This window comes from Psychrobacter sp. SHUES1, from assembly GCF_001652315.1.
GTDB classification, from domain to species: domain Bacteria; phylum Pseudomonadota; class Gammaproteobacteria; order Pseudomonadales; family Moraxellaceae; genus Psychrobacter; species Psychrobacter faecalis.
In genome coordinates this window covers 1-18,137 of record NZ_LXWA01000039.1, presented here as the reverse complement: position 1 = coordinate 18,137, position 18,137 = coordinate 1, and the positions used below count along the sequence as shown (strand labels likewise).

The 18,137-nt window shown below is 41.6% G+C and carries 15 protein-coding genes; 13 read left to right on the top strand and 2 right to left on the bottom strand.

Translation table 11 applies throughout. From position 1 onward, the window contains the following. The first annotated feature begins 241 nt into the window (after positions 1-241). Both A7325_RS13685 and A7325_RS04615 read left to right on the top strand, forming a co-directional pair. Complete coding sequence (locus A7325_RS13685) at positions 242-382, top strand: hypothetical protein (protein WP_156410079.1); 141 nt, start codon at positions 242-244, stop codon at positions 380-382. A 245-nt stretch (positions 383-627) separates the two neighbouring features. Continuing rightward, the gene (locus tag A7325_RS04615) at positions 628-1,554 is read left to right on the top strand and encodes a cation diffusion facilitator family transporter (RefSeq protein ID WP_058025953.1); all 927 of its coding nucleotides are present in this window, start codon (positions 628-630) and stop codon (positions 1,552-1,554) included. A gap of 186 nt (positions 1,555-1,740) precedes the next feature. Here A7325_RS04615 and lnt read toward each other — a convergent pair whose 3' ends face one another. After that, positions 1,741-3,309, bottom strand: coding sequence for an apolipoprotein N-acyltransferase (gene lnt / locus A7325_RS04610; RefSeq protein ID WP_068039556.1), 1,569 nt, complete (start codon positions 3,307-3,309; stop codon positions 1,741-1,743). A gap of 239 nt (positions 3,310-3,548) precedes the next feature. Here lnt and A7325_RS04605 point away from each other — a divergent pair, with 239 nt between their 5' ends. Both A7325_RS04605 and A7325_RS04600 read left to right on the top strand, forming a co-directional pair. After that, positions 3,549-4,193 (top strand): DUF411 domain-containing protein, encoded by a 645-nt coding sequence (locus tag A7325_RS04605; RefSeq protein WP_082894290.1) that lies wholly within the window; start codon positions 3,549-3,551, stop codon positions 4,191-4,193. A gap of 796 nt (positions 4,194-4,989) precedes the next feature. Next, positions 4,990-5,712, top strand: coding sequence for a CHAP domain-containing protein (locus A7325_RS04600; protein WP_068405068.1), 723 nt, complete (start codon positions 4,990-4,992; stop codon positions 5,710-5,712). Between the two features lie 148 nt (positions 5,713-5,860). Here A7325_RS04600 and cadR read toward each other — a convergent pair whose 3' ends face one another. Beyond that, positions 5,861-6,271, bottom strand: a complete 411-nt coding sequence (cadR, locus tag A7325_RS04595; protein WP_007394845.1) for a Cd(II)/Pb(II)-responsive transcriptional regulator — start codon at positions 6,269-6,271, stop codon at positions 5,861-5,863. Between the two features lie 142 nt (positions 6,272-6,413). Here cadR and A7325_RS04590 point away from each other — a divergent pair, with 142 nt between their 5' ends. The 9 genes from A7325_RS04590 (at position 6,414) to A7325_RS04550 (ending at position 17,858) form a co-directional block, all read left to right on the top strand. Further along, a complete protein-coding gene (locus tag A7325_RS04590; protein WP_068405065.1) occupies positions 6,414-8,615 on the top strand; it encodes a heavy metal translocating P-type ATPase in 2,202 nt (733 codons plus the stop codon). A 120-nt stretch (positions 8,616-8,735) separates the two neighbouring features. Further along, positions 8,736-10,784, top strand: a complete 2,049-nt coding sequence (locus A7325_RS04585; protein ID WP_025643925.1) for a heme lyase CcmF/NrfE family subunit — start codon at positions 8,736-8,738, stop codon at positions 10,782-10,784. Continuing rightward, a complete protein-coding gene (locus A7325_RS04580) occupies positions 10,785-11,447 on the top strand; it encodes a DsbE family thiol:disulfide interchange protein (protein ID WP_011513682.1) in 663 nt (220 codons plus the stop codon). An 83-nt stretch (positions 11,448-11,530) separates the two neighbouring features. After that, positions 11,531-12,013, top strand: coding sequence for a cytochrome c-type biogenesis protein (locus A7325_RS04575; RefSeq protein WP_020443538.1), 483 nt, complete (start codon positions 11,531-11,533; stop codon positions 12,011-12,013). Then, positions 12,010-13,290, top strand: coding sequence for a c-type cytochrome biogenesis protein CcmI (gene ccmI / locus A7325_RS04570; protein ID WP_025643930.1), 1,281 nt, complete (start codon positions 12,010-12,012; stop codon positions 13,288-13,290). The genes A7325_RS04575 and ccmI overlap by 4 nt, the downstream gene beginning before the upstream one ends. A 141-nt stretch (positions 13,291-13,431) precedes the next feature. Then, positions 13,432-14,139: a signal peptidase II gene (gene lspA / locus A7325_RS04565; RefSeq protein WP_037026031.1), complete on the top strand. Its 708-nt coding sequence runs from the start codon at positions 13,432-13,434 to the stop codon at positions 14,137-14,139. A gap of 333 nt (positions 14,140-14,472) precedes the next feature. Continuing rightward, entirely contained in the window at positions 14,473-14,835 is a 363-nt protein-coding gene (locus A7325_RS04560) for a DUF3817 domain-containing protein (RefSeq protein WP_058023733.1), read from the top strand. Between the two features lie 539 nt (positions 14,836-15,374). Next, positions 15,375-15,968, top strand: a complete 594-nt coding sequence (locus tag A7325_RS04555; RefSeq protein WP_011959997.1) for a recombinase family protein — start codon at positions 15,375-15,377, stop codon at positions 15,966-15,968. A gap of 306 nt (positions 15,969-16,274) precedes the next feature. Further along, entirely contained in the window at positions 16,275-17,858 is a 1,584-nt protein-coding gene (locus A7325_RS04550) for a Fic family protein (protein WP_082787299.1), read from the top strand. Positions 17,859-18,137 lie beyond the last annotated feature (279 nt).

The following is an 18,137-nucleotide window of genomic DNA, read 5'->3' as shown; positions in this document are numbered from 1 at the left end:
TTGTCATGTAGATTGGGTTTTTATTATCTACTTTTTCATTAGATTGCTTAGGCTTTTTTTGTCGTCATTTAGCGTAGGTATTTCAACCATTTTGAAGTTAGCACTTAGTACATCCTCACAAGACGTTAAGTTTCTGACAATACTGGGATAGTTTACTATGAAGACCGGCTTAGTCGTCAGATGCAAGGTTTTACACGCGCTGTTAAGAAGCGGTAAATCATCTTTCTGAGAGAATACGATAATGAAAAGACAAACCTACACTCCTGAGATTAAAGAACGCGCCGTTCGTATGCTGATTGAAGCATTAAACGATTACACCTTTATGTGGTCATGTCATAAAAAGCACACTAATGAAACTATACTAACCAACATTCAAGACTAAGCTACACATACTAAAGAGCTTGAACATGAGAACAAGAAGCTTACGTAAGCCAGTTAGATTACAGTAAAATCCGCTTTTTTCGCCCAAGGAGAGATAGGACACACAATCAAGTTGTGGCTCAGTTTATTGATAAAAATAAGTGGGTCTACGGTATTAGAGCAATATTGACTGTGCAATATAGAAAATATGCAATAAACTTATTTTCTACCTTTAATAAAATGCAGCAACCTAAACAAGGGTAAATTATGAGTAATTCAGATAACCACAGTCATCAAGCTCCAGACCCTAAAAATATGAATAAAGCTTTTTATATTGGGATTGGTCTAAATTCTGCATTTACGCTCATCGAGTTTATAGTGGGCTATTCAACTAATTCATTAGCTTTAATCGCAGACGCTAGCCACAACTTAAGTGATGTTGCCAGTTTAATAATCTCGTTAATTGGAATGAAATTAGCACAGAAAGCATCTACTACGCTTTATACCTATGGCTACAAAAAAGCTTCTATAATGGCGTCTCTTATTAACGCCATATTGTTAGTTACAATCGTTATAGGTATTGCGTATGAGGCCTTGGGTCGATTTGATACGATACCGGAAGTTGCAGGAAAAGTTATTATTATTACAGCTCTAATAGGTGTATTTATAAATACTGTTTCTGCTTTTGCATTCTACAAAGGTCAAAAAGACGATATTAATATCAAAGGTGCTTTCTTGCATCTAATGGTAGATGCATTGGTCTCTGTAGGTGTCGTTATCTCGGGCATTATTATTTACTATACAAGTTGGAATATCGTTGATCCTCTAGTTAGCTTGATTATTTCAGTCGTTATACTGTTATCGACTTGGGGTCTACTAAAAGAGAGTATCAAGCTTGCTATCGACGGAGTACCTCAAAATGTTGATCTCAGTAAAATCACTGCTATCTTAGAGAGCTATAATTTTATTCAAAACTTTCATCATTTACATATCTGGGCTTTGAGTACCACTGAGAATGCTCTTACAGTTCATATTGTACCGAAGACCGATATAACGTTTGAAGAGACTATTACTATGAAAGAAAACATCAAGGAAGATTTGGCGCATCAGAATATACAACATGCAACTATTGAATTTGGTACTAAGGCAGATGACAATCAAAAATCGCGTGCATTAAATGAAAGTATCAACTAAAAGATGATAGACCGTATATAGCTATCTCTTTTTAAGTATGAGGCGCGTGCCTTATGTCAACATAATTTTTTCAATCAGTTCTTATGTGATCAATAGTTTAAAACTTTTATATTTACGTGCGTTAGGACGTTACCTAGAAAAAATAAAAAACTTACGCTGATTAAATTATTATGATTAAGTTTACTATTACCCTCGTCTTCTAAGTGTGGTTAGACCTTTGCCAAAATAGCTTATTAGTAATAACAGGGTTATTATTATCAAGATAGGATAATTTCCCATAAGCATAAAGGGCGTGTTACCAACCCGTGCCTGTATCTCACCACGTAGTACAGTACGCTCAAACTGCGGTGCGCGTTTTACAATACGACCTTTATGGTTAATGATAGCGGTAACACCAGTATTGGTCGCTCGAATAAACCAGCGCCCGTTCTCAAGCGCGCGCATTTGTACCATTTGCAAATGTTGCAATGGTCCTGCTGAAGTGCCAAACCAGGCATCGTTAGAGACGGTCAACAAAAAGTCAGTATCGATGGCATTTTTACGCGTGGTATCTGGATAAGCTACCTCATAACAGATAGCCGTCCCTATATTGTGTTCACGCACCTTTAGCGGTGACTGCTGATCACTACCACGACTATAGCTCTTAATATCCTGACTACCGGCCAAACTTGGGAAAATATCGAGCACGCCTTCAAATGGAATATACTCTCCAAAAGGCACTAGACGCTGCTTCTTGTATAGGCCTTCCGCTTCTACACCTCGAGCAATCACGCTATTGTAAAATGGGGGATACTTATCCGTACTGGCATTGAATGCCGCTTTATCCTTATAAGGGATACCAGTTATCCATGTCGTATTGGTCGCATTGGCCATTTCTATCATTTCACTAATAAAGCCCGCAGCCTCATCCTGAAACATCGGAATAGATGATTCAGGCCACACCACCACATCACGTCCCCACTCAGTGCGCGTTAACTTCGCATAAATCTTTAGCGTTTCTACTTGATATTGCGTCAGCCACTTTATATCTTGTGAAATATTACCTTGAATCAATGACACTGACAGATCAGGTGTGCCCTTAGGTTTTGTCCATTGCGGATTGACCAGCCATAATGATGTGCTAATGGCTAATAACAGTACAGAAACGACGGCATAACTACTGCGTCGAAGCAGTAGCTCTACTAAACTTGCAGCCAATAGTATGGCAACAAAAGAGACGGCAAAAACACCAGCAACGGGTGCTAAGGACGATAACCAATACTCTTCAGTAAATGCATAACCAACAAATAGCCACGGAAAGCCTGTGAATAACCAAGTTTTTAACCATTCTTGTAGCACCCAAAGAGCAGCAAATGAAAAGGGTTGTTTGCCTACCATACGGTTAAAGACTAGTGCTAAAAATCCATGAAACAGTCCCATACCGAGACCCATCAATCCAATCATAATCAATGCGAGCCACGTTGGAGTATCGCTATAATCATGGATGGCAGTATAGAGCCAAAAGCCGCCGACGCACCATAGCCCCATACCGTAAGCTTCACCGATAATAAAAGCGCGACGACCACTCATATTTGGTACCAACAGCGCATATAAAATCGCTGGTGACACTATTGCTAGCGGCCAGAACCCATGAGGCGCTAGCGCAAATAAAAAAATAGCCCCTGCAAGCCATGCTGCTACTAGCGTAAACCATAGCGGTAATTGATTTGAGTGAGTACTCAAACGCTTTTGTAGATTAATAGTAGACAGGCGCATCGCAAATTATCCAAAATTATGAGTTTTGAATTTTTAGTCAAAATCCAAAACTCGGATAGACCTGTTAATACTACAGGCAGCATTTCAAAATGAAAACTGCTTATGATACCAGTCCGCACTGCTCAATGGATAAATTTACGTACTCCGTTTGATGGGTTATTATGCTACATTACCAAACGATATGAAGTGTTACTTGACCTTCTATAGCTCACAATATCTACAGTACATGAGAGAGCACTATGACCCCCTTAAAAATAAAATCCAGTCTTATATTCAATCGTTATCTGTCTAAGGGGTTGCGTAGTACGTTAGTATTACTTGCCGCCTCATCACTATTTGCTTGTAGCCAACCGAGTAGTGGCGTATCTGATGCAAGCACAACATCGGCATCAACTGAAGATGTTTTGGCTGTTCCAAAGACAGCTGAACCAAACGTTATAAATAATTCTATGATGACATCAGTAAGTAAACCAGACTTACTAAAAAACGTATCAGCCACTGTCTATAAAGATGCCAATTGCGGCTGCTGTAAAGAATGGATAAGTCATGCAGAAGATAATGGTCTAAGTGCAACCGCGCAAGATGTTGCGGACTTAGCCGTATTTAAAGAGCGCTACAGCGTTCCAAATGAAATGCGTTCTTGCCATACTGTAGTCACTACGGATGGTTACGTCTTTGAAGGTCATGTACCCGCTAAATATATGGCGCAGTTTTTAGAAAATCCGCCAGTACAAGCTATGGGTCTTGCCGTACCTGGCATGCCTATTGGTAGCCCAGGTATGGAGTATCAAAATAAATTCATGCCCTATCAGGTTATGCAGCTCAATAAAGACGGGACAACCCAAGTTTATGCTGATATTGAATCGGTAGAGCAGCAATTATAGTGTGTTAGCAGTTAAGAATACTTTGATTATAGTGTTAGCGTTAAAAGTAAATGAGGTAGGTATAAGACTGTTCTATTGCTTATAAAATGATTCTTCATCAAAAAATTCATTAGCTATTGCGACTTTAAAATTAAAAATAACTTTGAATTTGTAACTTTTGATGACAATGTAAGCGAATTTATCGGTTATTAACCCTTAAAATAGATAAATGACTAAGGGTTAATACAAGAATATACAGGATGTATCGAAACAATTACGTAATATTACATAAGCTAGTAGGGAATTAGCATCTATATTAATATTATAAATTATTATATTATCTTAATAATTAGTTAGACCCTATATAGGGTAATTACTTCATCCAATAGAAAAACGTCTGAGGGTTAAATCTAAATTATAGATTTAACCCTCAGACGTTTTTTTGCTTATAAAACAGTAGAAATTGTGGTCAATCTAGTCAGCTATATTCTGTACATGTTACACAAACTTACATTGTAAAATGTGGGATATTAGCAATTTTTTCAACATCAAAAAAGTATTTTTGGGGTTTTTAAGGGTGATGACAGGCTAAACAGCCTATGCTAAAGTCGGCTTTGTGTTTTGGTCAGCAGCTTGATTTGTAACAGCTTCGTAAGACTTCAATGAGCTGTGATCGCCAATAATTATTTTTTATATGAATAATATGCAGCAGAAGTATCAGTCACTATGACGTATATATACTTGTGTTGTTGAGATTTAATTGACTGCGCTGTTGTTGATAACAGACGATTTTGAATTAACCGTAGGTATTAGATTTATGAAACAGGCTTTATTGATTTTGTCAGTACTGGGTATGGGCATAGCACAAACGAGTGGTGCTGCTATCACAATCTCTCAAACAAATAATACCATCACCAATACTTCTGTGGCATCAAACTACGGTTCATCAAAAAACATCTATAGCACCAAAAGTGGTGCTTATGTTTCTAATAATGATGAAATTAGTCAAGCAATTAGCAACCTAAGTGCGCAGGCCAAGCAAAAAGAGAATCAGCTTTCATCATTAAACAGCCGCTTATACGCTGAAAAACAACAGCAGCAAGTCAATAAGGTTCCTGACAGCAATTCAGCCCCCGCTATCGCTGCTGCTCGCGCCTCAAAAGTGGCTTTATCTGGCAGCTCTGGATATTGTGCCCGTTACGTACGTAAAGCACTACAATCAGCTGGTTATGAATTTACACCCAATCCTTCAGCCTATCAGTACGCCACTCGTGGCACACTTGAGAAAGCAGGTTTCAGCAAAATCAGCAATGATATGCCAACCCAAGTAGGTGATGTTATTGTCTATGATCGCTCATCAAAGCGTCCACATGGCCATATTCAAATTTTCGATGGTACAAATTGGATTTCTGACTTCCGTCAGAACAGCATCAGCCCATACAGTGGTGTCTATGCTTATACGACATGGCGTGATTCAAAATATGTGGATGACGCATCCGCATCAGATCGTAATATCTACCTTGCTATGAATGATAAATAAGACCTGAGAAGTCAGCACAACATATTTATTGCTTTTCTCCAACCCAGTAGTGATCTTACTATCATTGCTGGGTTTTTTTGTGCTTAACATCAGGGCGTATTTAACCTTTCATGATTTGATCCGTCAGAAATGAACACTACTGATATCATTACTCATGACAGGAGTTATCGACAAGCGCGTTTAAAATGCCACATGATGACGCTGGTGCACTACTTGCACATTTCTGGCGTAAAACGGTCAAGTGATGCTTTAAGTGCATCAGTTCTTCCATTCGTATTTCCACAGCATGAATGTGCTCATCTAGCAAGTTATTCACATCGCCGCAGTCCTTGTCAGGCGACTCCCAGTATTCAAGTAAGATTCGCACATCATCTAAAGCCATATCGAGCGTACGGCAATGTAGGATAAATTGTAGACGCTCAATGTGCTCTTCATTATATAAACGATAATTCCCTTCGCTACGAAAAGGCTCGGGTAATAAACGCTCTTTTTCATAATAGCGAATGGTTTCTACTGTGGCACCTGTGCGTTTAGCGAGCTCACCAATTTTGATTGTCATAACAACCTCTATGATTTAAATAATTAAAGTGGCTGTAAAGACTAGCGCTAGAGAAATTAAAATTACGAAACTGTAGATAAATAACCTTGACTCTAAAGCCACTATAGGGTTCATAATATCATTATTCAAAGGGTAAATTATTATGAAATATCATATTGAAGGTATGGACTGTGCCAGTTGCATCGGCAAGATTGAAACAGCTTTGAAACGTATGCCTGGGGTTTCTGATGTTGAGCTGAATTTCGCTACAGAAACGCTAGAGCTAAATTTAGCCCCTGGTGCGCCGACTCAGGCTAGTGATATTGAAAAAACCATCAAAAGCCTAGGGTTCGGTATATCTGCCAATACTGGTCAACAAACTGTATCGGCTATTGATATTGACAGCGACAATCAGATGGCTCCGCAGGATAAGCGGTGGTGGCAAACTCAAAAAGGCAAACAGGTTGTTGGTCTCGGTATTTTGATGGGCAGCGCTTATGCACTGTCACTACTGTTCCCCGCTTATGGGATATGGGTGTTTGCCATCGCTGTGATTGTAGGCGTTTTTCCATTTGCACGCAAAGCCTTAGCACTGGCTAAAACAGGTTCATTCTTTTCAATTGAAACGCTGATGTCCGTCGCCGTGCTTGGCGCACTTATCATTGGTGAAGCTGAAGAGGCCGCAGCGGTTGTCTTTTTGTTCTCAATCGGTGAACTGTTTGAGAGTATCGCTGCTGATCGCGCTCGCGCTGGCATCAGAGCCTTATCATCGCTGGTTCCGAAAAGTGCGATTTTACTTGATGCTCAAGGTGGGCAGCGTAACGTTCCAGCGACTTCATTACAAGTGAATGACCTTGTGCTGGTGCGTCCTGGAGATAGGGTATCTGCTGATGGTTCCATTGTTCAAGGTGCGTCCAGCCTTGATGATTCGCCCGTGACGGGAGAGTCTGTTCCTGTTGCCAAGACGATGGGTGACAATGTATTTGCAGGGTCAATTAACATCGATGGTGTGCTCCAAGTGCGCGTAGAAAAGACAGCCGCCGATAACACCATTTCGCGCATTATTGAGCTGGTAGAGCAAGCCCAAGCCTCCAAAGCACCCACTGCCCGTTTTATTGAGAAATTCAGTCGCTATTACACACCGGCAGTGATGGCTATTGCCGCACTAATTATTATCATTCCACCGTTAGCCATGGGTGGAGATTGGTCGACTTGGTTGTATCGCGGTCTAGCACTGTTGCTGATTGCCTGTCCCTGTGCTCTTGTACTATCAACACCCGCTGCCATCGCCTCTGGTCTTGCTGTTGGTGCGCGCCGTGGCTTGCTGATCAAAGGCGGTAGTGCTTTAGAAACTATCGGCCAAGTGAAGACGGTCGCTTTTGACAAGACAGGCACTTTAACTGAAGGCAAACCACGCGTGACCGATGTTGTTGCCTTTACACAAGAGGACTCAAGTATTCAAGGTCAGAATTCTCAAGGTCAAGATGAGATATTGGCACTTTTTGCCAGTGTGGAGACTGGTTCTAGTCACCCGCTTGCTGAAGCCATTGTTAGTCATGCTGAAGCTGCTAAAGTGTTCATACCTGTGGCCTTCAATGCTTCTGCAACTGCCGGTAAAGCGGTACACGCAACTGTCGCGGAGCGCGCGCTAGCTATCGGTTCGCCTGTTTACGCAGCCGATGAGGCATTGATTTCATCCACACAACAGGCGCAAATTGAGGCGCTGCAAAATGAGGGTAAGACCGTCTCTGTTCTTTTCGATGAGCAAAACCGTGAAGTGCTTGGATTAATCGCGCTAAGAGACGAATTACGAGACGACGCTCATGAAGGTGTGGCTCAGCTCAAAGCGATGGGTGTGCGCTCCGTCATGCTAACAGGCGACAACCGCTTAACCGCTCAAGCACTTGCCAGTAATTTAGACGTGGAATGGGAAGCTGAGCTGTTGCCTGAGGACAAACTGCGCCTGCTTAACGAGATGAAGAACAACCGCAAAATAGCGATGGTTGGTGATGGTATTAACGATGCGCCAGCGCTAGCAACTGCCGATGTTGGCATCGCGATGGGTGGTGGTACCGATGTGGCCATTGAGACGGCCGATATCGCATTATTAAAAAGTCGTGTTACGGACATGGCTCATCTCATCGCACTTTCACGTGCCACCATGCGCAACATTCATCAGAACGTCATTTTCGCTTTAGGTCTCAAAGGCGTCTTTCTGATCACGACCATATTCGGCATTACTGGACTATGGATTGCGGTTCTAGCTGATGCTGGAGCAACAGTGATCGTTACTCTTAATGCGTTACGTTTACTGCGCTTTAAAGGCGCGCCTCCACTGGTAAATCCGCCTAAAGTAGTTAAATAAAACCCTTCGAAATCAATTAAAAACTAGAGATAGCAGCAGATTTCGGGGTGGGTTCTAATAATAAAAATTCCACCGCCACAGTAAACTGCAACCGCATTAGAGTAAATAAGGTTAGACCGTATGTTGATTACAGAATTGGGCTATTTTGCCTTGCTTACCGCTTTTGTACTGGCGTTATTGCAGGTAATTCTGCCAACTATTGGTGTTATTCGTAACCAAGTTGCTTGGCAACGACTAGCCCCTAGCCTAGCTTGGGCACAGTTTGCCGCCATGATAACGTCATTTGGCGCTTTGATAGCAGGTTTTTATTATAATGATTTTAGCCTCAGTTACGTCGCGCAGCATTCTAATACGCTGTTGCCTTGGTACTATAAGTTATCGGCGACATGGGGCGGACACGAGGGCTCTTTGCTGCTATGGATGACCATCATGGCCACATGGTGTGCACTGGTATCATACTTTAGTCGCGGCTTGCCGTTATCAATGCGTGCGCGGGTATTAGTTATTTTGGCCGGTGTACAGTTAATGATGCTAACGATGCTGATATTTACCTCGTCACCGTTTGAGCGTACCTTACCCAATCTAGCGGTCGATGGCGCTGATTTAAATCCTGTCCTACAAGATTTCGGTCTGATTATTCATCCGCCCATGTTATATATGGGCTATGTGGGTATGGTAGTACCTTTTGCATTTTGTATGGCGGCATTGTGGGAAGGGCGTTTAGATGCTGCTTGGACACGCTGGTCACGTCCATGGGCGCTCGCGGCTTGGGGATTTTTGACCATTGGTATTGCACTGGGCTCGTGGTGGGCCTACTACGAGCTTGGCTGGGGCGGTTGGTGGTTTTGGGATCCGGTAGAGAACGCCTCGTTTATGCCTTGGCTTGTCGGCTTAGCATTGCTGCATTCATTAGCAGTCACTGAAAAGCGCGGGGTGTTTAAAGCATGGACCATCATGCTGGCTATTTTCGCCTTTGCCTTAAGCTTGCTTGGCACGTTCCTGGTACGCTCTGGAGTCCTTACCTCAGTGCATTCGTTTGCCGCTGATCCGACGCGTGGTTTGGTCATCTTAGCTATTCTTGGCATTATCATCGGTAGTGGTCTATTAATGTTTGCCGTTCGCGGTTGGCGTTTAACCGTTGAAAGTCAATATCAGCTGATTTCACGTGAGTCCTTTTTAGTGATCAATAACGCCATCATTTTGATTGCAACCTTAGTGGTGCTGCTCGGCACCCTCTATCCTATTATCGCTGATGCCTTTAGTCTCGGTCAGGTATCTGTAGGGCCTCCATACTTCAATGCGCTGTTTGTGCCTTTGACATGGCTGTTGTTAATCGCTATGGGTATGGGCTCTAATATTCGCTGGAAACAAGATAAGCGTCCGTTACTAGGGGTGGGTATCGCCATTGCCGCTAGTAGTATCGTATTGGCTGCTATTATCGCCTACTTTACCAGTCCATCTGCTATGTTCAATATTGGCGTGACTTTAGCGGTGAGCTTTTGGGTACTGCTATGGATGATCGTTGACTTTAGAGACAAAACCAAGAACGCCCCTAATTTCTTTAAAGGTCTGCGTCAGCTGCGTCTTAGCTATTGGGGTCAACAGACTGCTCATATTGGCGTATTGGTTGCTGTCATTGGCATAGCCTTTACTAGTAGCCTGAGTATTGAGCGTGACGTAGCAATGGGTATTGGCGATACAGTCAATGTTCAAGGTTACGATTTTGAAGTAACTGAATTTTTTGAAATAAAGGGTAGTAACTTTGATGCAACGCAAGCGCAAGTGGTGGTATCCAAAGACGGTCGTGAAGTGGCGAAACTGACTCCAGAAAAGCGTACTTATATTATCAGCACGATGCCAACAACTGAAGCTGCTATTGACCCCAGTCTTATGCGCGATGTTTATGTCGCACTGGGCGAACCTATTGCCGATGGTAGTAACCAATGGGCATTAAGGATTTATGTAAAACCATTAATTCGCTGGATTTGGTTAGGGGCAATTATCATGGCTCTAGGTGGATTAATTAGTATGCTTGATAAACGATACCGCATCAAAAAAATTAAAGCTCCGTTGCTAGTTACTGGTAGTTTGGCTACTTATGGAGTCAATGAGGTAGCTATTGAGCAGGCAATCTCAGTATCGACGATGTCGACACTAAAGGAGAAATAAATGACTATGTCGAATAATACTCCTGAGCAAAAAGATAGCCAAAACAGTAAGCAGCGTAACCCAAAGACAATGAAAAAAAAGCAGACGAAGCTATGGTTCTTAATTCCGCTTATCCTCTTTTTTGGTTTGGTAGTTATATTGTACATGCGCTTAGGTAAACCAACAGACATTGTGACCAATACCGCTCTTGAGCGTCCGGTTCCTACCTTTGAGCTGCCGTTATTAGCAGATACTACCCGTACTATCACCAATGATAATTTGCCGGATAAGCCGTTTTTACTTAATGTTTGGGGCTCATGGTGCCCAACTTGCGTTATTGAGCATCCGTTTTTAATGCAACTAGAAGAGCGCGGCGTTGATATCGTTGGTGTGAATTATAAGGATGAGATTGGTAATGCGCTCAGTTACTTAAACCGAGGCGGTGATCCATTTTCTATGTCTATTCAGGATTCATTGGGTCAGTTTGCTCTAGACTTAGGCATAACTGGTGCGCCCGAAACCTTTGTTGTGGATGGAGATGGCATCATTCGTCAGCATATTGTTGGTGAGATTAATGAAGCCAATTGGCAACAGCGTGTTAAGCCGTGCCTGACAGTACTTAATAAGGCTAATAAGAACAACGATAGTCCTGATCTCATTCAGGTTGAGGAGATGTGCAAATGAACGTTACTCGAATAAGAGCTCCTCAACTAAAACCCAATATAGTTTTAAAACTAGCAAGCTTAATACTAGCGTGTCTGCTTAACATGACGGCAAACGCAGCTATTGACGTATACGATTTTGACTCACCACAGCAAGAAGCTCAGTATCGTGGATTAATAGAAGAGTTTCGCTGCCCAAAATGCCAAAATCAAAACCTTGCAGCCTCTGATGCACCGATTGCACAGGATCTAAAGCAAAAAGTCTATGATTTAATTAAAGATAGACGTAGTGATGCTGAAATACGCGTCTATATGCAAGAGCGCTACGGTGACTTTATTAGCTACAAGCCGCCTATGCGACCATCAACATGGATCCTATGGTTTTTTCCACCACTATTATTGCTCGTCTTAATTATTGGTTGGTTTTGGCAAAGTAAGCGTCGCCAAGTTGTTGCCCGTGGTCAAAGCGGCGTCACAGTGAACAGTACTGCTGCCTTGACCTCTACGGAAAAGGCTGAGCTTGATCGTCTATTATCGCAAGCTGAGAGTGTCGACCACGACATTACTAGCCTAGAGGACAAAAAATGACTCTATTTTCTACTTTTGGCTTATTTGTAACTCTAAGCTTGCTGATTGCTCTTATATTTGCGCTGATTGCTATTATGCCATGGCTACGAGCACCGCGTTTGCAGTCCAAACCAATAGACAATCAACTGCTAGATATTAATGTTGCAGTATTTCGCGAACGTTTAGCTGAGCTACAAACAGATAAAGACAGCGGTACTATTAATAATAGCCATTATCAAAATCAAAAGCTGGAACTGGAGCGTCAGCTATTAGATGTGCAGCGTCAGATAACACCTATGGTCACCCCTGATGTCAAAAGCCGTTTAATTGTCGCAGCTTGGATCCCAATATTGGCTGCAATGGCGTATTTACTAATAGGCAATCGTACGCCCGTGTTTGATTTGTGGACAGCTGAGGACAAAGTAGGACAAGTGGCTGACGACCTATTGACAGCTAAAATTGACAAGCCGCCATCATGGGCGTTTGAAGATGGTCGTCAGTTGATTAGCGCCATGCAAACCAATGTTCATCGTAATGCTGATGATCCTAATCGCTGGATGCGCCTATCCGAGCTTTTCTTATCTATGGAGGCAACTGATTCTGCGCTGGAAGCCTTATCTCGTGCCTATCGTTTAGCTCCTGAAAATGAAGAAATCGCCACCACTTATGCTCAGACTAGCTTTTTCGTTAATGAAGGTCAGTTAGACGCCAATATTCGCCGTGTATTACAAGCTATATTAGCTAAGAATCCGCAGCATGAACGGGCTCAAATGCTCATGGCAATGGGTGAGACTCGTAGTAGTAACTTTGCCCAAGCGCAAGGTTGGATTAAACGCTTACAAGGCAGCATTGTGGCCAAACCAGGTGATCATACTAAAGCTTTAGCAAGCTTAGATGAGTTAAGCAACTACGTTAGCACGCAAGAAAAGCAAGCGCTAGAAGGTATTGACGTGACAGTGAAAATTAACGCTAATTTATTACCGTTAGTGAAAGCTGATGATGTGTTGTTTGTTGCGATACGTGACGTTAAAGGAGGTCCACCGTTTGCCGCCAAACGTTTACCCATTAGTATTATCAAGCAAGGTGAGGCTAGTATCCGCTTAAGCAATCTTGATGCGATGATGCCAGATCGCACGTTAAATTCAGCTCGTAGTGACAAAACTCAGTTAGCAGTCGTTGCTCGTATTAGTCATAGCGGTAATGCCATAGCAGAGTCAGGCGACTTATCGGGTAATCCTATAGTGATTAGCGCTGAACAGACTCAGGTTAATGTTGAAATCAATCAACAGATTCCCTAATAAAAAATTATTACCGTAAGTTTCATAACACCAGAGCGGTAAGTGGAGCCGTTTATAAAAGTGGCGCGATTAATAGTCGTATACCAAAAACATATACGTTTAACATTGTTCATTGTATAAACACAGATAAAGAAAACAACTATGACTGAATCTACCGACAGATTAGATAGTACTAAATTGAATAGCGTTGAATCGGCTAGTACTAATATTGCTGACAATAAAGTACCTATAGCTGTGAGTAGTACTCATCAATCGATTGACTCTAAAACCATGAATCATACGCCTAAAGCTATGTACGTGACTTCAGGCAACTCGATAACACCTAAAGGTAAGTTGGATAAAATGCCAAAAATGGTTGCCAATGGCAGTCGCGCTTTTATCTGGTATTTGTTGGCGATAATGGTGTTAATACTTGATCAATGGACTAAGTGGTTGGCCCAAACCAAATTAGCGTTCAATGACCCCGTACCGGTCATTGAACCATTTCTCAACTGGACACTCGCTTATAACTATGGGGCAGCATTTAGCTTTTTAGCCGACGCTGGCGGTTGGCAGAAATGGTTTTTCTCAGGCTTAGCTTTTGTAATGGCTATCTTTTTAACGATTTATTTAATCAAAGCGCCACGTACAGCCAAGCTATTGTCTATGGGGTTGGCCTTAGTGCTTGGCGGTGCGATTGGCAACTTAATCGATCGTTTAAGAATTGGCAAAGTGGTTGACTTTATCCATGTGCATTATGCTGATGTCTGGAATTATCCTATTTTCAATGTTGCAGATATAGGTGTCTGTGTCGGTGTAGCGTTGATTATAATTGATATGATATTTTTGGAAAGTAAGCGTAATGAATAAACAAGTGAATATTGATCAGTACAAATAAAAAGAACTAGCGTCATAGCTGCTCTATACGGAAAGATACTTTTTATACTCAAGTGTGTTTATAAAAATGCGAACTGGAAGGTGATATATGATTAATACAAATACTCTCTCATTCTATATCCCAAAACCCAATGCATAATTGTATGCGAGTGAACGCAGGATGATTTTGAAGTGGCTAGACGAAGGCGTGACGTGCTAAGTGGTAGATGACAAAAACCAGTACTTCAAAGCTCTGGACAGGGCCATTATTATAAAGACATTGAATACCGCCTAAATTATTTATTGAAATAACAAAAGGATAATATAGTGTCACATGCTCAGCTAACTATCAAACAAATACATAATCTTAGAAAAAAACAAAGTGCCGCATTAAAAAGCCTTACCATTATAGGCTACCTAGAAGGCACCTCTTTCTTATTATTGCTCTGTATCGCCATGCCACTAAAATATATGCTGGACATTCCAGAAGGTGTGAAATACATCGGTATGGCACACGGTATATTGTTTATTACCTATATCATAATACTTATAGGCTCAGCTATCAAAATGAAAATGCCTCTTTGGGCAATACCTGCGGGCGTACTCGGCTCACTCTTACCTTTTGGCCCGTTTATATTCGATCATTTACTAAAAAAGAATTTACAGGAAAGTGTAAGTAAAGAAGCCTAGAACAAGCCCTGCTGCAAATGCTACAAACGTACCTTATTACTCAAGATTATTTTTCCTAACTAAATCACAAGCCGCCATCACTCATCATGGCGACAAATGAATAACATTGAGCAGAAATTAATCACAATAAAATTTTAATTCAGACCCAGTATGAATAATCTAACACTCTAGTCACTTTTCGAACTTATCTTACATACTATCGACAAACCCGTATTGTTTAAAAGCTAAACAGGTTTTGTCATCCGCGATGGATTTCCTATTATCCTAGGGTATACCTTAGCGGAACCAGCTATCTCACCCTTCAAACATATTAACAGACTACTTAAAGCAGACTGTTAGCATGGAACCATCTATAACAGACTTTTGAATTATAAGACTGGCTGCTGTGCTTTTTTCCTATCATTAGCCTATACCCAAAACATAAAACCTTTAAATGATAATCTATCTATCATTAGACTTTTTTATATTATTAAATGATAGTAATATCTTGTTATTATCAATGAGCACTAATTATTAAGTCTAAATAATAGAGGTGGGTTATGACTGTTCGTATTTATGTGAGAGCCAGCACTAAGGATCAAGACGCTACCAGAGCATTGGCTGATTTGGTGGCTTTCAGTACAAGTTATGATGATAACCATGTTGAGTACGTCGAGCATTTCAGTGGTACAAAGCTCGATAGACCATTATTAGCCAAGCTGCTAAAGGACGCTGAGCAAGGCGATATTCTACTGGTTGAAAGCGTGGATAGATTAAGCCGATTATCTCAAGATGATTTTGCAATTCTAAAGCAGCGTATCAAAGACAAAGGCTTGCGATTGGTGGTGGCTGATCTACCAACGACGCATACAGTTAATAATGGCATGACAGGTGAGATCCTAACAGTGATTAACCATATGCTGATCGACTTATTAGCAACGATGGCAAAGCTTGATAACGACAAGCGTAGAGAGCGTATCAAGCAGGGATTGGCTAACAGTGGCTATAAGCCCTCCGGTAAGAAGCCTAATACAACGAAACACAATCGTATTAGAGAATTAGACAGTCAAGGCAATATGACAAAAGAGGAAATCGCTAAGGCAGTTGGTGTTGGCGTAGCTACTGTTTACCGGGTGTTAAAGCCAGGCTCATAGCTGAGGTATTTTATTTTATTTTTGTTCATAAATAGCTGATATATAAGGCTTTACACGCGAGGCAAGAAGGCTTTATTTGCAGAAATAGGTACTCTATTACTACGTAGCTGTGTTAAGAACGGTGTATTTTCATCATTCAATTTCGTTCAATTATGCCCACTTAAAACGCCCTTCGATCTTTATCTAAAGACATCACAGCGTCATATAAAAATCGATTTAATGCAATGAGGCTTCATTATAATCATTATATTGCATTCATAATCGCTTTTCTGCAAAATAGCTTATCTATAATCGCTTGAGCCCCTCATGATGAATACCCCTACTTCAGACCCTATTGGCGCAGCATGGCTTATCCGTTATGCCAGCATCGAGCTGGTGTCCCCTTTATATGTCAGCAGTAGTATCGGTGGGCGCAGACAAACCTATAAAGACGGTGACGTCATTCATAACGCTTATCAGGAAACCGCGCGTCCACTGGACACTATCATTGCGCACTTACAGTTTCACATGCGTCATGAAGTACTGAATTTAGAGTTACTGGTTCGTCTATTTGAGCAGGTAGGTGCTGATGACGTACAAGCATGGGTAAACGCTGAGCCGACAGGCAGCTATGCCCGTAGAATGGCTTTCTTGTATGAGTGGCTCATGGGTCAGCAGTTAGCAGTACCGAGTAATTTAGGCGGTAACTATGTGGATGCTCTAGATGCTAAGAAGCAGGTTACTTCAAGCCCTGCGCATGTCATAAAGAATGCTCGTTGGCGTATCAATGACAATCTTGCAGGAACCCGTCATTTCTGTCCTCAATTGGTGAAAACAGAGTTGTTTACGCAAGCCGCTGCACTCGATATTGCCACAATGGTTGACAAGCTGAACGATGAATTTGGGCAAGACTTACTGATGCGTGCCTCCGTATGGATGACATTACGAGAGAGTAAAGCCAGTTTTACTATAGAAGGTGAAGGGAAAGAGTTAAAACGTATTGAACGTTTCGCCGATGTGATGGCACGGCGTACCGGCAAGGGCGATATTCCGCTTGATCCTGAGTCGCTAGCAGAGTTGCAACAAGAGATACTTGGTAGCAAAACGGTCATCCAGCAGTATGGCGTCCGTCAATCTCCAGTTTTTGTGTCGCATACTCAGGTCAATGGCTTTAAAGAGATTGTGCACTATATTGCGCCACCTGCTGATGACATTGCTGAAAAGCTCAAAGGGTTACAGGCATTTATGGAAAAGACCGAGGGACAATCGGCACTGATACGTAGTGCGGTTGCTTCCTTTGCTTTTGTGTATATTCATCCGCTAGCGGATGGCAATGGCCGAGTACATCGCTTCCTAATTAACGATGTACTCAGACGCGACCAGATCATTCATGAGCCGATTATCTTACCTATATCGCAAGCCATCGCTGAGCATCCCTCAGACCGTCATGCCTATGATAAAATTTTAGACCGTGTATCCGTGCCACTTATGGAGCAAATCCGTGATCATTACAGCTTTGATAAACAAGCGATTACTTACCCTGATGGTATTCGCTCAAACTTAAATTTTGAAGACAGTCACCTTATTCAACCGGCATGGCGCTTTATGGACCTGACGCCTCATGTTCAGTACTTATCAGGACTGATTGCGCATGTTATTGAAAAAGAGATGCATAACGAGTCACAGTACCTAAGACAACATGACCATGCACGACTGGCGATAAAAGAGATTATTGAGATGCCCAACAGCTATGCCGATAGAATCATTCGTAGCATGCTGCAGAATAAGGGTGCTAAAAGTAATAAGCTATTGAAAGATTATCCGTTTTTGGCAAATGATGAGGTTTGGGACGATATTTTCTCTGTGGTTGTAGAGACATTTAAAGATGAAGCAAATGGTTTGAATAGTTAGAACAAACTCTGCTATACGCAGGAAAGTCTGCCTTAATAATCAAGCTCAAGCTAGTATTTGTGTCATCGTTACGATAATGATTCGTTTATAAAAGATTCGGCTAAAATACTGTCACCTGAAACGTAATCAATATTTTTCTTACTTAAACAGAATATATTAGAGGAACTTTGATAACAGACAATTTTTATTTGACAAGGTTATTACAGATCCTCAAAATAATTTTGAGTATTTGAGTATTTGAGTATTTGAGTATTTGAGTATTTGAGTATTTGAGTATTT